Source organism: Lactobacillus sp. HBUAS51381, from assembly GCF_012641095.1.
Lineage (GTDB): Bacteria > Bacillota > Bacilli > Lactobacillales > Lactobacillaceae > Levilactobacillus.
The window spans coordinates 16,656-31,228 of sequence record NZ_JAAVSC010000007.1 but is presented as its reverse complement, the minus strand read 5'-3'; the positions used below and the strand labels follow the sequence as shown (position 1 = coordinate 31,228).

The window sequence follows — 14,573 nt, the reverse complement described above, 5'->3', positions numbered from 1 at the left end:
AGCATGGCAAAACGCTATTTGATTTTAGAAGACGGCTCGGCCTACGCCGGTGAGGGATTTGGTGCTGGCGCCACTACGAGCGGAGAAGTCATTTCCAACCTAAACCTTTTGGGTTATCAGGAAACGATTACCGATCAAATTTATCACAACCAAATCATTATTTTTGCCCAGCCAGCGATTGGCAACGTGGGAATTAACCACGATAGCTACGAATCCATCCTGCCAACGGCCAAGGGGATGGTGGTGCGTGATGTGACCAACATTTCGACTAACCGGTTGTCGCGGTTGTCACTGGATGAGTTTCTCCAGCAGCACAACATTCCCGGTATCAGTGGCATTGATACGCGGCACCTCGTGCGTAAATTGCGCAAAATGGCCGGACCGGTCAAGGGCAGTATCGTGGACGTTGCCGACGCCCACGCCTTTGACCAATTGAATGCCACGGTGCTGACGAATCGTCAGGTCGATCAGGTTGCCACGCCCAAGCCGTATCCCAACCCGGATACCGGGAAGAACGTGGTGGTCATCGACTTTGGCCTCAAGCATGGAATCTTACGGCAATTGTCCGAACGGCGGTGTAACGTCACGGTTCTGCCGTGGACGGCCAGCGCCCAGGATGTGTTGAATCTGGATCCGGATGGGGTGTTGTTGTCGACGGGACCGGGATCGCCCCTGGACCTTGGCGAAGGGGTCCTAGACATGATTCGGACAGTACAAGCGGAGATTCCGTTGTTTGCGATTGGGCTGGGTCACGAGTTGTTTGCTCTGGCGAACGGGGCGCAGTTAGAGGCGTTGCCCGTGGAATATCACGGGAGTAGCCATCCGATTCGCCGCATTATTACCAACGACATTATTTACGCGACGCAGGGGCAGGGCTACGCGGTAATTGCCAAGTCAATCGACCGCGATCGCCTGATTACCACCTACGTGGACCTGATTAACGGTACCGTTCAGGGATTGCGCCACAGAGATTATCCGGCGTTTTCCGTGCAGTTCTTTGCGGATGGTGCCCCGGGACCCCACGAGAGTCGCGACTTATTCGATGAATTCATGGAAGCTATGACAGCACGGGAGGGATAAGGCTTGCAGAACTTGGATGACTTACAAAAAGTTTTGATCATTGGGAGTGGTCCGACGGAGATTGGCCACGAGACCGAGCTGGACAGCGCCACGGTACAGATCATCACGAATTTTAAAAAACACGGTGTTCGGACATTAGTGATTGATAACAACCCCTTTTCCGTCGCCCTTGAAGAGATTCAACCGACCAACATGTATATTCAGGCGGTCACGACCGCTAACGTGCGGCACATCATTGAACGGGACCAGCCGGATGCCATTTTGCCGACGCTGGGTGGGTTGTTGGGCGTGCGAATCACGCAGGAACTAATTGAAAGCGGCGACATTGGACGATTTGGGATTACCATTTTGGGGATGCCCGCGGCCACGGTGCGTCAGATTAACAACCCGGCCGCCTTGAATAGCACGCTCAAAGACATCCACGAGCCGGTCATCGAGGCCAAGGTGGTGGCCACGGAAGACGAGGCCTTGGGGCTGGTTGAGTCGATCGGGTTTCCCCTGATTGTGAAGCCGGTGGCCCCGCGGCTGGATACGAACCGGACGATTTGTGAAAACGTGGACGACATGCTGGATGCCCTGGGACAGGGTTTCTCGCAGTCGCGGTTCGACCAGTGTACGTTGGAGCGCAGTGTCGTGGGGTATAAAGAAATTGAAATGATTGCGGTTCGCGATGTCGCGGATACCCGCATCCTGATTGCCGGTCTAGAAAACGTGGACCCCATTGGGATTCATTCCGGCGATTCGATTGTGGTGACGCCACCGCAAACGTTAAATGATCGCGAGTATCAGGACTTACGCGATGCGACTTTTCGGGTAGCGACCGAACTGGGCGTTGTGGGCGTGATCCACATCCACTTTGCCCTGAACCCCGACAATCAGCACTTCTACGTCACCAAGATTGCCCCGTACTTCACCCGAGGCGTGGCGTTGGCCGCGCGAACGACCGGGTATCCACTGGCCTTTGTGGTGGGTGGATTACTGCTGGGGCAGCGATTGGTCGATATCAAATTGCCCAGTCGCTTTATCAAACAGACGGCCATCATGGAGCCCAGCATTGACCACGTGAGCGTGCGGATTCCCATCTGGCCCTTCCAGGAGATTCCGGATGCCGATCAGCATTTGGACACGGTCATGAAGGCCGTGGGCTCGACCATCGGGATTGGCCGGTCGGTCGAAGAGGCCATGCTGAAGTCGGTGCGGAGCTCGCAATTTTCACCCCGGGACGTTTTGCCTAGTGTCCGTAACCTCACCGATGGGGAAATGATTAGCCAATTGATTCATCCACTGGCTAACCGGATTTTGGTCTTGATTGAAGCCCTGCGACGGGGGTACGCACCGGATGAACTCAGTGAACTCACGAAGATTGATAATTTTTATTTCGTGAAGCTCCAGCATCTGTTGAAGATTGAAAAACAAATCAAAGACAATCCGCTAGACGTCGATACCCTAAAGATTGCGCGGTACTACGGCTTTGGCGACGGCATGATTGCCCGAATCTGGCAAACGGAGACGACCACGGTACGGCGACTGTCCGCCGAGGCGGACATCCAACCGACCTATAAGATGATTGAACCCACGGCCGGTGAGTTTGACGAACACGCCAGCGGGTATTACAGTACCTTCGAGTACGAAAATGAAAGCGAACCGCTAGGGGACCGGACGGCGCTGGTTTTAGGACGCGGTGGGAATCAGCTGGGGCCAAACACGGCGGCGGAGTATTTTACGACCGAGATGCTCAAGCAGCTCAAGCGGGCGGGCTTCCATACGATCCTGATGAATACCAATCCCAATGCCATTGGAATTGCGCCGGAGTTCACGGATAAACAGTACGTGGACCCGATTCAACTGGGTGACGTTCTAAACGTCATCAAGGTGGAGCATCCGGACATCGTGATCGTGCCGGGGAACCGTCACTACCTGACGCGGGAACTGAGCAAGCTGAACCTGAACCTACACGTGTTGCCACCGGACCAGGAAATTGGACAACCGCAGCCAACGCATGCGACCATTGGGGTGAGCTTATTTGTCCACGCGCAGCATAAGATTGCCGTTGGTGTCATGGACATGATCGCGCCGGGGATGAATCAAGAGATTGCCCAGGTCACGGCCTTTCGAATGCCGGCCGAGCTGCCCAAGGCCGACCGGTTGCGCTTAGTCGAGCAGGCAAAACAGGCCGTGAGTGAGCATCAGTTGACGGGGATGGTTCAGGTACTCTTTGCCCCCAAGAAGACCACTAGCAAACAGCTGGACGTGGTCGGCCTTAGACCAACTCGTCTGACTGAGATGGCGTTCTTGAGTAAGGTCACGGGGATTAACTGGGTGCGGATGTTAACCCGCCAACACATCGGGACCCTGGACGATGCCGAGCTGAGTGCGGTCAAGATTGATCTCAATAGCAAGCGCGTGGCCCTAATGAATGCCGTCTTCCCGTTTAGACAGTTACACGTCTTGAACCGGCCGGGAACCACGGATCAGGAAATGGGCGCCACTATTGCCTTTGGATCGAGCGAAGCCTTGACGCTCAGCAACCTCAGCGATACGGAACAGCTCGATAAGATCATTAACCGGACCATTTAACCGGGTTTGGGTTGATGAACTTAAAATTGCATATAACAAAAAGCATTCTATCAACTTTGGTTGACGGAATGCTTTTTGCTTAAAGACTAATTGCTAGATACAACTAGCTTAATTATTAGCCGCCAATTTTTCAACCAGCGCACTTTCCGGTGTGACGTAGACGGTGTGCTGTCCGGTGAAGATCACGAACCCAGGCTTAGCGCCATTAGGTTTGTGTAATCGTTTGACGGGAAGGTAGTCCACGGGAACGTTGCTGGACTCACGGCCCTTAGAGAAGTAGGCCGCCAGATTGGCTGCCTCCAAAATGGTGGCCTCGCTGGGATGGTCCGCGTGAATAATGACGTGGGATCCCGGCATGTCCTTGACGTGAAGCCAGATGTCGGTACGCTTGGCCGTGTGCAGGCTCAATTGGTCATTTTGCAGGTTGTTTTTACCCACGGAGATCTGAGTCCCATCGCTAGCGGTGAACCGATCCGGCTTGCTGACCTTTTGGCGACGTTGCTTCTTATTCTTCTTTTGGTGATCGTGGTCGCGAAGATAGCCGCCTTGTTGTAGCTCCAGGCGAATGTCGACCAGGTCTTTAGGCGCGGCCAATTCAATCTGCGCCATGATGTTGGTGAAGTAGTCGACGTCGGCCTGCGTGATTTTAAGCTGTTCGTTCACGTAGGTGACCGCGTTCTTGGCTTTCTGATAGCGTTTAAAGTATTTCTGCGCGTTTTGGTTGGGTGAGAGCTGGTTACTGAGCTGGATCTTTAACGGCTTGTTTTCATCATAGAAGTTGGGGAGTGAGACGGTGGTTTGCCCACGTTCAACCTGATGGAGATAGGTGGTTAGAATCTCGCCCTTGATGCGATAGTCATCGGCATTCTCGGTTTCGGCGAGGGTCCGTTGAAGCTTTTTGAGCTTGTTGCGGTTCTTTTTGAGCTCGTTACGGACGACCCGAATCAGGACGCTACCTTGTTGCTGGACGCGATCACGTTCGGCCTTGTCCTGGTAGTAGGTGTCCAGTAGCTCACTGAGGGTCGTGGCCGCCTGCTGCTGACCATCCGTTGGGTACGGGAAGGCGGTGAAGCTGGTCTTGCCCTTGGGCGAGATGGTGAGCGTGGGTTGGGGTTGGTCGAAGCCAGCGAAAAAGTCGTGAAAATGTTGATTGGCGTCACCCGGTTCGTGAAGCGCGCTGGCAAGTGCCGCCGCGGTGTCCTTCCCGAGACCTTGGTATTGGTGCTGCAACGTTTGTGCCAATACATCGCGATTGGGAAAATCACGGAGCGTCTGTGACAGGCTCTCTAGTGGCCCCGCAAAGGGATTGGCAAGATCTTGCTTAGGGGGATTAATGTACTGGGCACCGGGCAACAAGAGCCGGTAGCGGTTCTGATCGGAGCCCACGTGTTTGATGGCGTCCAGGATCTTTTCACTGGCACTATCGACGAGAATGACGTTACTGTGACGCGCCATGATTTCGATGATCAATAGCAGTTCCTGTTGATCACCCAATTCGTTACGAGAGGTGAAGTGCAGGTGGACCACCCGGTCGTTGGCCACCTGAGTAATATCCTTTAAGATGGCACCTTGCAGGTACTTTCGAAGAATCATGGTAAAGTTGGTTGGCACGGGCGGATTAACGTAAGGAATCTGCGTCACTTGAATCCGCGCATAGGTGGGATTAGCCGATAGGAGAATGGGATAGTTGTGACTATTGGCCCGAATCGTCAGGACGACTTCATTGTCGTAGGGCTGATTAATCTTACTAACCCGGCCGGTAGTCAGCTGGTGGCTGAGTTCCTGAACCATTGCATGGGTGAAAGACCCGTCAAATGACATAAAAACAACACCTTTCTAAACTTGATTTTTATAAGTTGATGAGGAAATGCTCAGATTAACAGTTGCGCGGCCGACGGGGGCATTCACCGCTAGCAACACGCACAATTTTTACCGTTAAAAACGACACAACTTAAAGTATACCGGCCTATTGACGGAAGTGCAAAGATGTTTCCTTGGAATTCAACCGAATCCCGCTAAAACTTGTCATCAAATTGACTTGTGATAAACAACCAAATCGTTGTACAATACAATCAAAAGGAGTGAGGGCAAATGAAATCCAGTTTAGCGGCGTTAATGGCCATCAATAAAGTACAACAGACGTTGCTGCAACGGATGACCAAGCAACACCATCTGACCGTGTCTGAGTGGCAATTACTTGACCATATTGGTGGTGGTGAGAATACCCAAGAAATTCTTGCCCAGAAGACCAAGTTGGATACATCGACACTGAGTCGCCAACTCAAGGGGTTGGTGGCCAAAGACATGGTCACAAAGCAAGCGATTGGACGGGACAAACGTCAGTTGGTATATACAATAACTGACAATGGCACCGAAACGGCGGCGACCATCAACTCGGCTTTTGAGGCGTTATCCGATGATGTCTTTGAGCATTGGTCAACCGACGAACGCAATTTATTACAAATACTATTAAACCGGCTCGATAAGAGTATGGACCGGCAACGCACCGTAAAGGAACCATAAGGGCGTTTAAGCATAAGGAGTGAGTGATTATTCAGCAGAGATTAGTTGTGATTTCGTTAGATGCAATGGGTAGTCGGGACTTGGATGAACATCTCGAGGACCTGCCGAATCTACGGCGATTGGTGGTCACCGGGACACGGGTTCGTCGGGTACGGGGAATTTATCCCACGTTGACTTACCCCTCCCACACCACGATTATTACGGGGCAGTATCCGGCGGTTCATGGGATTGTCAACAATACCAAGAAACAGCCCCAGCGGCGATCTCCCGACTGGTACTGGTACCAGCGAGCGGTTAAGGTCCCCACGCTGTATGACTTGGTGCGTCAGCGGCATCAAAAGACCGCGGCCTTCCTCTGGCCCGTGACGGCCGGAAGCAAGATTACATATAATCTGGCGGAAATTTTTCCTAACCGTATCTGGACCAATCAGGTACTGGTCTCGTTAAAGGCCAGCAGTCCGGCTTTCTTGCTCCGAATGAACCAGAAGTATGGGCATCTGCGGCGGGGGATTCAGCAGCCCGAACTGGATGACTTCATCACGGCTTGTGCGGTGGATACCATTGTTCACAAAAAGCCGATGTTGACGTTGATCCATCTGGTCGATATGGACAGCATGCGTCATCGGTACGGCGTTCGCTCCACGGAAGCCATGGCGGCGTTGAAACGATTGGACGCGCGCGTTGGCCGGCTCATTGATGCGACGATTGCGGCGGGAACCTTTGCGACGACGAACTTTGCCGTGTTGGGAGACCACTATCAGATCAATGTGGATCACATGATTCATTTGAACCAGGCCTTTGCCGAACGGGGCTGGTTAACGCCCACGGCTAACGGCACCGTCAAAAACGATTGGCACGTGTGGGCCAAGTCCTGTGATGGGAGTACCTACATTTACACGCGTAAGTTTGCGGATGTTAAGACGTTGCGGCAAGTGCTGGCCCAGACGCCCGGGGTCGCGCAGGTGATTACGGGGGCGGCTGCGGCCAAACGCGGCGCCGATCCGCACTGCCAGTTTATGGTTGAAGCACAGGCGGGCTATTACTTTACCGATGAGGTTCAGCGGCCGGCGGTGGTTGAAGCCGTTGATCCGGATAGCCTGGGACAACCCGACCGGTATTATGGGGTCCACGGTTATGATCCCGACAAGCCTGACTACTTCACCACCCTCGTGTTAAACGGCCCGGCCATTAAGCCGAATCAGACCATTGAAGATGCACGGCTAATTGATGAGGCGCCAACCTTTGCGCAGCTACTGGGCGTTCAATTTCCAGAACCGCTTCCGGGACACGCCCTCACGGCGGCGTTTAAGGAGGAGAGTCGATGAAGCTGACTAAAGAACAGTGGAGTTGGGTCTTCTACGATTGGGCCAATTCCGGTTACGGCATTATCGTGACGACGGCGGTTCTTCCGATTTACTTCAAGGGTGTTGCGCAGAGTAGTGGTGTTGCCGCGGCTAATGCGACGGCCTACTGGGGCTATGCCAATAGCTTTGGGACACTACTGGTGGCCATCTTGGCCCCGTTTCTAGGCGCACTGGCGGACTATCGCGGGTATAAGAAACGCCTACTCACCGGGTTTGCTAGCCTGGGGATGGTGATGACCCTGGGCCTTGCGCTATTGCCGTCTTCGCAGTGGCAATGGTTGTTAGTCATCTACATTCTCTCGATTCTCGGTTATTCGGGCGGTAATCTCTTCTACGACAGCTTCCTGACCGATGTGAGTGATGACCGGCAAATGGACCGGTTGTCGAGTGTCGGTTACGGTTTCGGTTACCTGGGCGGCGTGATTGCCTTCGTCCTCTTCATGGTCTTGGAATTCACGAACGGGTTCGGTCAGTTGACCAGCCTGGGCGTGGCACGGTGGGGCTTTGCCCTAGCCGCGCTGTGGTGGGTGATCTTCTACATTCCCTTCCAACGGCACGTTCATCAACGCCACGCCTTGGATGCGACTAAAGCGCCGCTCCGTCAGAGTTGGCACCGCGTGTGGCAGACCATTCGCCATTTACGGCAACACAAATATCTGGCCTGGTTCTTAATCGCGTACTTCTGCTACATCGATGGGGTCGATACCATCTTTACCATGGCGACCTCGATCGGCTTAGATATCGGGATTAACAGTACGACCTTAATCATGGTCCTACTGGTCGTCCAACTGGTGGCCTTTCCGTTCTCCATCTTCTATGGCTGGCTGGCGGGAAAGACCAGTACGCGGACGGGAATTTTGATCGCCATTGTGGTTTATCTGCTTATCTGTCTGGATGCGTTAAACCTCAAAACGACGACTGACTTTTGGATCTTAGCTGTGCTGGTCGGGACCAGCCAGGGAGGAATTCAGGCGCTATCGCGGTCCTACTTTGGCCGGTTGGTGCCCAAGGAACGGTCGAGTGAGTTCTTTGGATTTTACAACATTTTGGGGAAATTTTCGGCGGTTCTCGGTCCCATATTGGTCGGGGTGGTCACGCAAATGACCGGTCAGTCACGGATTGGGGCGGCCTCGCTGTCCATTTTATTTGTCGTTGGGTTGATTATTTTCCTAACAATTCCCCGAACGGCCGCGGACAAATCCTAGTCGTGTTGCACGATTTATGGTATTCTAGTTTCTGAAACTTAATTTGTCTCTGAAATGAGGCGAGTTTCTTAGAAATGACGAGCCGAATGGGTGGTCGCGAAGTCATTGTGACCACCAGTACGGTACAGTGCGTGTCCGCGTTTAGGGGGATGTCGCTGTCGTCAGTCGCGGTCGCATCAGCGACAAGCGGTTTAAACAAACGATAAATAAAGTGGGGGTATAAACATGAAGATTGCTGTGGTCACCGATAGTACCAGCTATTTGTCCGCAGAAGAGGTCGAGCGGTATCACATTCACGTCGTCCCAATTCCGGTGATCATTGATGGTCGCTCCTACGATGAAGATGTTGATATTACCACGAGTGAATTTTACGAACGGTTACGGAATTCCAAGTCCTTTCCGAGCACGTCGCAACCACCGTTAGGAGAAATGATCAATCTTTACGATCATTTAGCCGAAGAGGGCTACGATGCGGTGATTAGTATTCACTTGGCAAGCACCATTTCGGGCTTTGTGAACCAACTCAAGGCGTTAGCCCCAACGATTGAAAACATCAAGGTGATTCCTTATGATTCACAGATCACGGTCAAATTGATGGGGTACTTGGCCATTGAGGCTTCACGAATGGCCGCCAAGGGCGCCGATCCCGACGAGATTATTGCCCGCTTAGACGATTTGCGCGCAACAATCGGGGAGTACTTCGTCGTCGACGACCTGCAAAATCTGGTTCGCGGCGGCCGGCTATCTAACGCGTCGGGATTCATCGGCAGTGTGCTGCGGATCAAACCACTACTAACGTTTGATGATGAGACGCATGAGATTGTGGCCTTCGAAAAGGTCCGCTCGCGGAAGAAGGCGCTGGCACGGGTAGAAGATCTCTTCGTTGAAGCCCAGGCTAAGGTTGACTATCCACTACGCGCGCTGGTCATCGATGCCAACGATCCCGATGGTGGACAGATGTGGGCCAATAAGATTGCCACGCAATACCCCGAGATTCCGGTCGAGCGGTCCTACTTTGGCCCGGTTATCGGGACGCATCTGGGAGAAAAGGCGTTGGCGCTGGCTTGGCTAAAAGATTTTGATCGCGCATAAAGCGTGCATCCTCTAAGTGGTTATGGTAAGCTAGTTGCTGTAATTAAAATTTACGGAGTAGGAAATAAAGCGTCAAGTGCTGGTGGAACGCAATGTGAACACCGGACGAAGGGCAATTGGCCCGCGATTTTATTTCCGCATTGGCCGCAGCGATGTGGCAACTCCCTTAGGAGATGTCTGAATTGAAGATGACGGTAGAATCTCGGCTGCCTAAGCTGAGTACGTTGAGTTTGGTCACGATGGGGCTATTGATGGCGCTACAGTTGGTGATCAAGAGTTTTTCGGTGGGACCGGCGTTTTTGAAGTTTAGCTTTACGTTCCTGGTCGCCGCGTTGATCGCCCGGTTGTTTGGTCCCTGGTGGGGGATGATGACCGCCGCAGTCGTGGACGTGATTGGAACGTTGATGTCGGGTGGGCCGTTCTTTATTGGCTTCACGATCTCCGCGATTCTGGGATCATTGATTTATGCCTTGTTCCTGTATCGGCAACCGGTCAGCTGGTCACGATTGATCATCGCACAGGTGCTCATCTCAGTGGTGGTTAATGCCCTGCTGAACACGTTGTGGGTGGCGATCATGTATAAGACACCGTTCTGGGGCTTGTTGCCCGTACGGCTCTTAAAAGAGGGAATTATGACGCCAATTCAAATCGTGTTACTCTACTTGCTCTTCAAGAGTCAGGTGGTTGCGCGGATTCAACAACGATTAAAACTTTAATTGAAAAGGGGCACCATTTTGGCGGCAACGTCGGAATGGTGTTTTTTAAATGGGTTTATCCGAATTGAATTAGGCTAAATTAAATAAATTACTTTAACTTAAACCATCAAATAAACCACCACATCCGCAACAACGACTAACCCACAACTTAAACACGAACTCGTTACTAGGGAGAGTTTGTTTAATGCCTGAACCCTTAACTTTTTCTATTGAATCGGGGGTTTCGCTTGTGTCAGGCTAAAAATTCAGTTATAACAAAGATTGACGAGGGACCATCTCGGGGAGGATTTCTATGAAACAGCTACTACAGCTTTATGATAAATACAAGAGTGTCATTGCCTACCTATTTTTCGGGGGATTGACAACGTTGGTTAACCTAGTCGTTTTCTTTGTGACGTCTAGCCTGTGGCACTGGAACTATCAGATTGGGACGGCCGTGGCATGGTTTGTATCGGTACTGTTCGCGTACCTGACTAACCGTGTTTGGGTATTCCACTCGCACTTCACGACGTTTGGCGCGCTAGGTCGGGAGATTGTCACTTTTTTCTCCGTTCGGGCCGTCACGTTGATTTTGGATGAAGGCATCATGTGGATTGGGGTCTCATTGTTGTCGCAAAATGAGATGCTGACTAAGTTGGTCGATCAGGTGGTCGTGGTTCTGGCCAATTACTTCTTCAGTAAATGGTTCGTTTTTCGCAAGACCAAAGCGACCTCGTCAATGAATGATTGAAGTGAAATCGACACGTTGTCTCAGCTGGGGTGACGTGTTTTTTCGTCCCTTCAAGAGTGGAAATAAGATCAAGTTTTGAAAGAAACTGTGCAACAAATCTGTGAGAAAAAACATTAGTAGTTAGTAGGGGGGAATTAAGCATCAGAAAAGCCAAGTCCTTCTTCCGAGCAATCGGAGAGAACTTGGCTCAGTTTGGCTTAGGCCACAGCGTGCTGTTGCCGTTGTCGGCGGTGAGTGACGCGTAGGCGGTAGTATACGGCTACGGCGGCACCGCCGATAAGAATACCCAGGGCGTTGGCTAAAACGTCATTAATATCGCTACTGCGATTGATCAGCCAATGTTGGGAGAGGATGTACTGCATGGTTTCGATACTGCTACCAGCGAAGAGGCCAAATGCGCCAACGCCAAGCAGTGACATCTTTGGAACTAACCATTTTAGGAGCAGACCCAAGGGCAGTGTCAGTAAAATATTTTCCGCAAAACCGAGATTCAAAACATCTAATTGTGTGAGGTTCACACGGCCAAAGCCCGCCGGCATGATATAGATGTCGGTACCTGAGAATGAGATTGGCGTAAATAGGATCGCAGCTAATCCGGTCAGATAAGCCAAGGTTAACAATGCAAACCACCGGTGTTTACGCATGGTCGTGACGATGAGTAGGCCACTTAAGCAGGCCATGAGTAAGATAATTAATAAGGGTTCCCAGCGCATCGAATCACCTCCGTAAGATACGATAGCTTAAACAGTCGTTCAACATGTTTCTAGACTAACGCACAATTGACTAGCTGTGGGCATTCTGGCGGTGGTTTTAAGGTTTCTTTGGGCCTTTAGCAAATTCATAAGGTCTTCGCCCCAAAAAGATCACATTTTCGGGACGTTTGCGGATGGCGTTGCCGCCCACCTGGCCGTATGCTATGCTAGGCACATCATTAAAACGGGAGGCGTTGTCAATGAGTGAAGCAGACTATCATTCAGAACTAACTGACAATCAGAAGAATTGGGACGATCGGGCCAAAGTACATATGGCCTCGGATTTTTATGGTGTCGATCAGCTGGTTGCCGATCCACATCAGATTACGACGACGGTTCAACACGATTTTGCGGTGCTGAAACCATGGCTGCCACAGCAGACGGTGGCTAATTTGAGCCTATTACATTTACAGTGTCACATCGGTACCGACACGCTGTCGTGGCAACGGCTTGGAGCAACTCAGGTAACGGGACTGGATTTCTCGCCCCAATCGCTAGTCGATGCGCGTGAGATTGCTCGACGTGCAGACGCGCCCATCACGTACGTTCAAGGTGACGCCCGGTTCGCCAGTCAGAAGATTCAGACCCAGTTCGATGTGGTCGTCACCAGTATGGGTACCATCACCTGGTTGCCGGAACTCACGAGTTGGGCACAGTCGATTGCGGCGCTGCTTAAGGCGGGCGGGACATTCATGATTCGCGATGACCACCCCTTCTTAAATGCACTAGATTTTGAATCGTTTATCGTGCATGCGGACTACTTTAACGATGGTGCGTTAACTTACGAGCAGGACAGTTCATATACGGATCATTCCGAACATAAAATTCAGCACACGGTGAACCATAACTGGAACCACGACTTTCAGGAGCTCATGACGGCATTATTGGCGGCAGGCTTAACTGTTGAGTTCTTGGGTGAATATCCGCGAACCGAATGGCCAGCCTTGCCCGATCTCATCCAACGTGATGGGTGGTACGAACTACCAGAAGGGGCGCCACAAATTCCGTTAACGTTTGCTTTGGTCGCTCGGAAGCCGTCAGCCTAGTGGGAATGGTTTCATTTTGTGGCCGGGATCGTAACGCTTGCCACGATTGAAACTCACGCGTCATAACTAAATTTGTAAGACGAGTGTTTTGGTGAATGCGGTCAAATTTGCTAAAGTTAAAGACGGACCTAAAGGAGGGCATCAAGTGACGATTACGGATCACCAGCAGTGGCTGGTTAATTTTTACAAGCAGCGTCAGTGGTATCAGTATTCACCATTCGTCCATCTGAATTTTCTAACCGAAGAGACGGGGGAAGTGGCGCGAGCCATTCGAGCATTTGAGATTGGTCGAGATCATCCTGGTGAACAACCAGCGACGGCTGCGGAGTTGCAGGCTAATCTCAAGGAAGAGCTAGCCGACGCCTTGGATCAGATTCTCGTCATCAGTAGTCTGTACGATGTGGACGCCCAGGCGCTTCTGCGAGCGAGTGAAGAAAAATTAATGCGGCGTTTTGCGGACGCTGAACAGACGGTTTAACTTTAACATGAGCGGGGGAGTTCTTAATGCAACGATGGTTAACGTGGCCGGTGTTCTATGAGCTAACGGAGATTTACACAGCACCTTTAAATATCATGTGGTTCGTCCTAGGCGTGGCAATTGCACAGTTTCACTTGGGCGTGGTTAACTGGCTGAATGTTGGCTTGTGTCTAGTGACGGTTTTTATCTTTGACCTGGCTGTAAATGTCTCGGACAACTACTATGATTATCTGCACGCCCGGGATCGGGTGGATTACGCCCAAAAGACCAATCCATTGGGACGTCTGAACTTACCTGTGAAGGGCGTGGGTCGCCTGGCGATCGGACTGTACGTTCTAGCTCTTTTGCCAGGGATCTGGCTAGTCTCACGAACGGGGTGGCTGGTTCTTCTACTGGGGGCGTTGGGTTACGTTATTGGTATCTTCTATACGGCTGGGCCTCGACCGATTAATGCGACGCCATTCTGTGAAACGGTGGTGGCCCTCTCAATTGCCTTTCTGATTCAGCTGACTTGCGTCGTGGTCTCAACGTATGGGCAACGGCCGTTAACTTGGTCCACGGTAGGGATCACTTTCTTGCTGTGCCTGCCATTAACGCTGATCTTCTTTACGTTACAATTGGCCAACAATACGGCCGATCGTGAAGAGGATATCCGTAACCAACGATATACGTTAGCCTATTACCTAGGACAGGCAGGCGCCGTCAGATTAATTCAGTCCTTTCTCGTTATGGGGAGCCTGTGGCCGCTAGTCAATGTGATTTTAAAAATTGCGCCTTGGAGTACCGGGTATACCGTGCTATTACTACCGGCGATGTGGTGGGGTATGCGGCCCTTCTTCAAGGTACAGGACAAGCAGAAAACCTTTATGACGACGGTAAAGAGTGCGTCCATCTTCTTTGTTGCGTACCCGTTGCTGTTTGTTGCGGGCACTTGGTTTTAGCAGCTGGGCAAAAGAAAACGATCGTGCAAGTTAGGTTTAGCTTACACGATCGTTTTGTCTAAATTCAGA

13 protein-coding genes and 1 riboswitch are annotated in these 14,573 nt (G+C 51.7%); of the genes, 11 read left to right on the top strand and 2 right to left on the bottom strand.

What is annotated here, in order from left to right; translation table 11 throughout:
- The first annotated feature begins 3 nt into the window (after positions 1-3).
- Both HEQ50_RS03920 and HEQ50_RS03915 read left to right on the top strand, forming a co-directional pair.
- On the top strand, positions 4-1,080 hold the full coding sequence (locus tag HEQ50_RS03920) for a carbamoyl phosphate synthase small subunit (protein WP_168899217.1): 1,077 nt from the start codon (positions 4-6) through the stop codon (positions 1,078-1,080).
- Between the two features lie 3 nt (positions 1,081-1,083).
- Positions 1,084-3,657: a carbamoyl phosphate synthase gene (locus tag HEQ50_RS03915; protein WP_168899216.1), complete on the top strand. Its 2,574-nt coding sequence runs from the start codon at positions 1,084-1,086 to the stop codon at positions 3,655-3,657.
- A 108-nt stretch (positions 3,658-3,765) separates the two neighbouring features.
- On the opposite strand, the gene HEQ50_RS03910 is transcribed toward HEQ50_RS03915, so the two are convergent.
- Positions 3,766-5,478 carry an NFACT RNA binding domain-containing protein gene (locus HEQ50_RS03910; RefSeq protein WP_168899215.1) on the bottom strand — a complete coding sequence of 571 codons (1,713 nt, stop codon included), beginning with the start codon at positions 5,476-5,478 and terminating at the stop codon, positions 3,766-3,768.
- Between the two features lie 270 nt (positions 5,479-5,748).
- Between HEQ50_RS03910 and HEQ50_RS03905 the strand changes: the two genes are divergently transcribed.
- The 6 genes from HEQ50_RS03905 (at position 5,749) to HEQ50_RS03880 (ending at position 11,287) form a co-directional block, all read left to right on the top strand.
- Positions 5,749-6,180, top strand: coding sequence for a MarR family winged helix-turn-helix transcriptional regulator (locus HEQ50_RS03905; RefSeq protein WP_168899214.1), 432 nt, complete (start codon positions 5,749-5,751; stop codon positions 6,178-6,180).
- Between the two features lie 65 nt (positions 6,181-6,245).
- Positions 6,246-7,505, top strand: coding sequence for an ectonucleotide pyrophosphatase/phosphodiesterase (locus tag HEQ50_RS03900; protein WP_211089195.1), 1,260 nt, complete (start codon positions 6,246-6,248; stop codon positions 7,503-7,505).
- Entirely contained in the window at positions 7,502-8,749 is a 1,248-nt protein-coding gene (locus tag HEQ50_RS03895) for an MFS transporter (RefSeq protein ID WP_168899213.1), read from the top strand. The genes HEQ50_RS03900 and HEQ50_RS03895 overlap by 4 nt, the downstream gene beginning before the upstream one ends.
- Positions 8,750-8,974: 225 nt before the next feature.
- Positions 8,975-9,841 (top strand): DegV family protein, encoded by an 867-nt coding sequence (locus HEQ50_RS03890; RefSeq protein WP_168899212.1) that lies wholly within the window; start codon positions 8,975-8,977, stop codon positions 9,839-9,841.
- Positions 9,842-9,892: 51 nt separating this feature from the next.
- Positions 9,893-9,990, top strand: a riboswitch (THF riboswitch).
- Between the two features lie 39 nt (positions 9,991-10,029).
- Positions 10,030-10,557: a folate family ECF transporter S component gene (locus HEQ50_RS03885; protein ID WP_334427150.1), complete on the top strand. Its 528-nt coding sequence runs from the start codon at positions 10,030-10,032 to the stop codon at positions 10,555-10,557.
- A 292-nt stretch (positions 10,558-10,849) separates the two neighbouring features.
- Entirely contained in the window at positions 10,850-11,287 is a 438-nt protein-coding gene (locus HEQ50_RS03880) for a GtrA family protein (RefSeq protein ID WP_168899210.1), read from the top strand.
- A gap of 197 nt (positions 11,288-11,484) precedes the next feature.
- Here HEQ50_RS03880 and HEQ50_RS03875 read toward each other — a convergent pair whose 3' ends face one another.
- Positions 11,485-12,000 carry a VanZ family protein gene (locus HEQ50_RS03875; protein WP_168899209.1) on the bottom strand — a complete coding sequence of 172 codons (516 nt, stop codon included), beginning with the start codon at positions 11,998-12,000 and terminating at the stop codon, positions 11,485-11,487.
- Between the two features lie 239 nt (positions 12,001-12,239).
- On the opposite strand from HEQ50_RS03875, the gene HEQ50_RS03870 reads away from it, so the two are divergent.
- The 3 genes from HEQ50_RS03870 to HEQ50_RS03860 all read left to right on the top strand — a co-directional run bounded on the left by HEQ50_RS03870 (position 12,240) and on the right by HEQ50_RS03860 (position 14,504).
- Entirely contained in the window at positions 12,240-13,085 is an 846-nt protein-coding gene (locus tag HEQ50_RS03870) for a bifunctional 2-polyprenyl-6-hydroxyphenol methylase/3-demethylubiquinol 3-O-methyltransferase UbiG (protein ID WP_168899208.1), read from the top strand.
- 145 nt (positions 13,086-13,230) lie between these two features.
- A complete protein-coding gene (locus tag HEQ50_RS03865; RefSeq protein ID WP_168899207.1) occupies positions 13,231-13,563 on the top strand; it encodes a MazG nucleotide pyrophosphohydrolase domain-containing protein in 333 nt (110 codons plus the stop codon).
- A 26-nt stretch (positions 13,564-13,589) separates the two neighbouring features.
- Entirely contained in the window at positions 13,590-14,504 is a 915-nt protein-coding gene (locus HEQ50_RS03860; RefSeq protein ID WP_168899206.1) for a prenyltransferase, read from the top strand.
- Positions 14,505-14,573 lie beyond the last annotated feature (69 nt).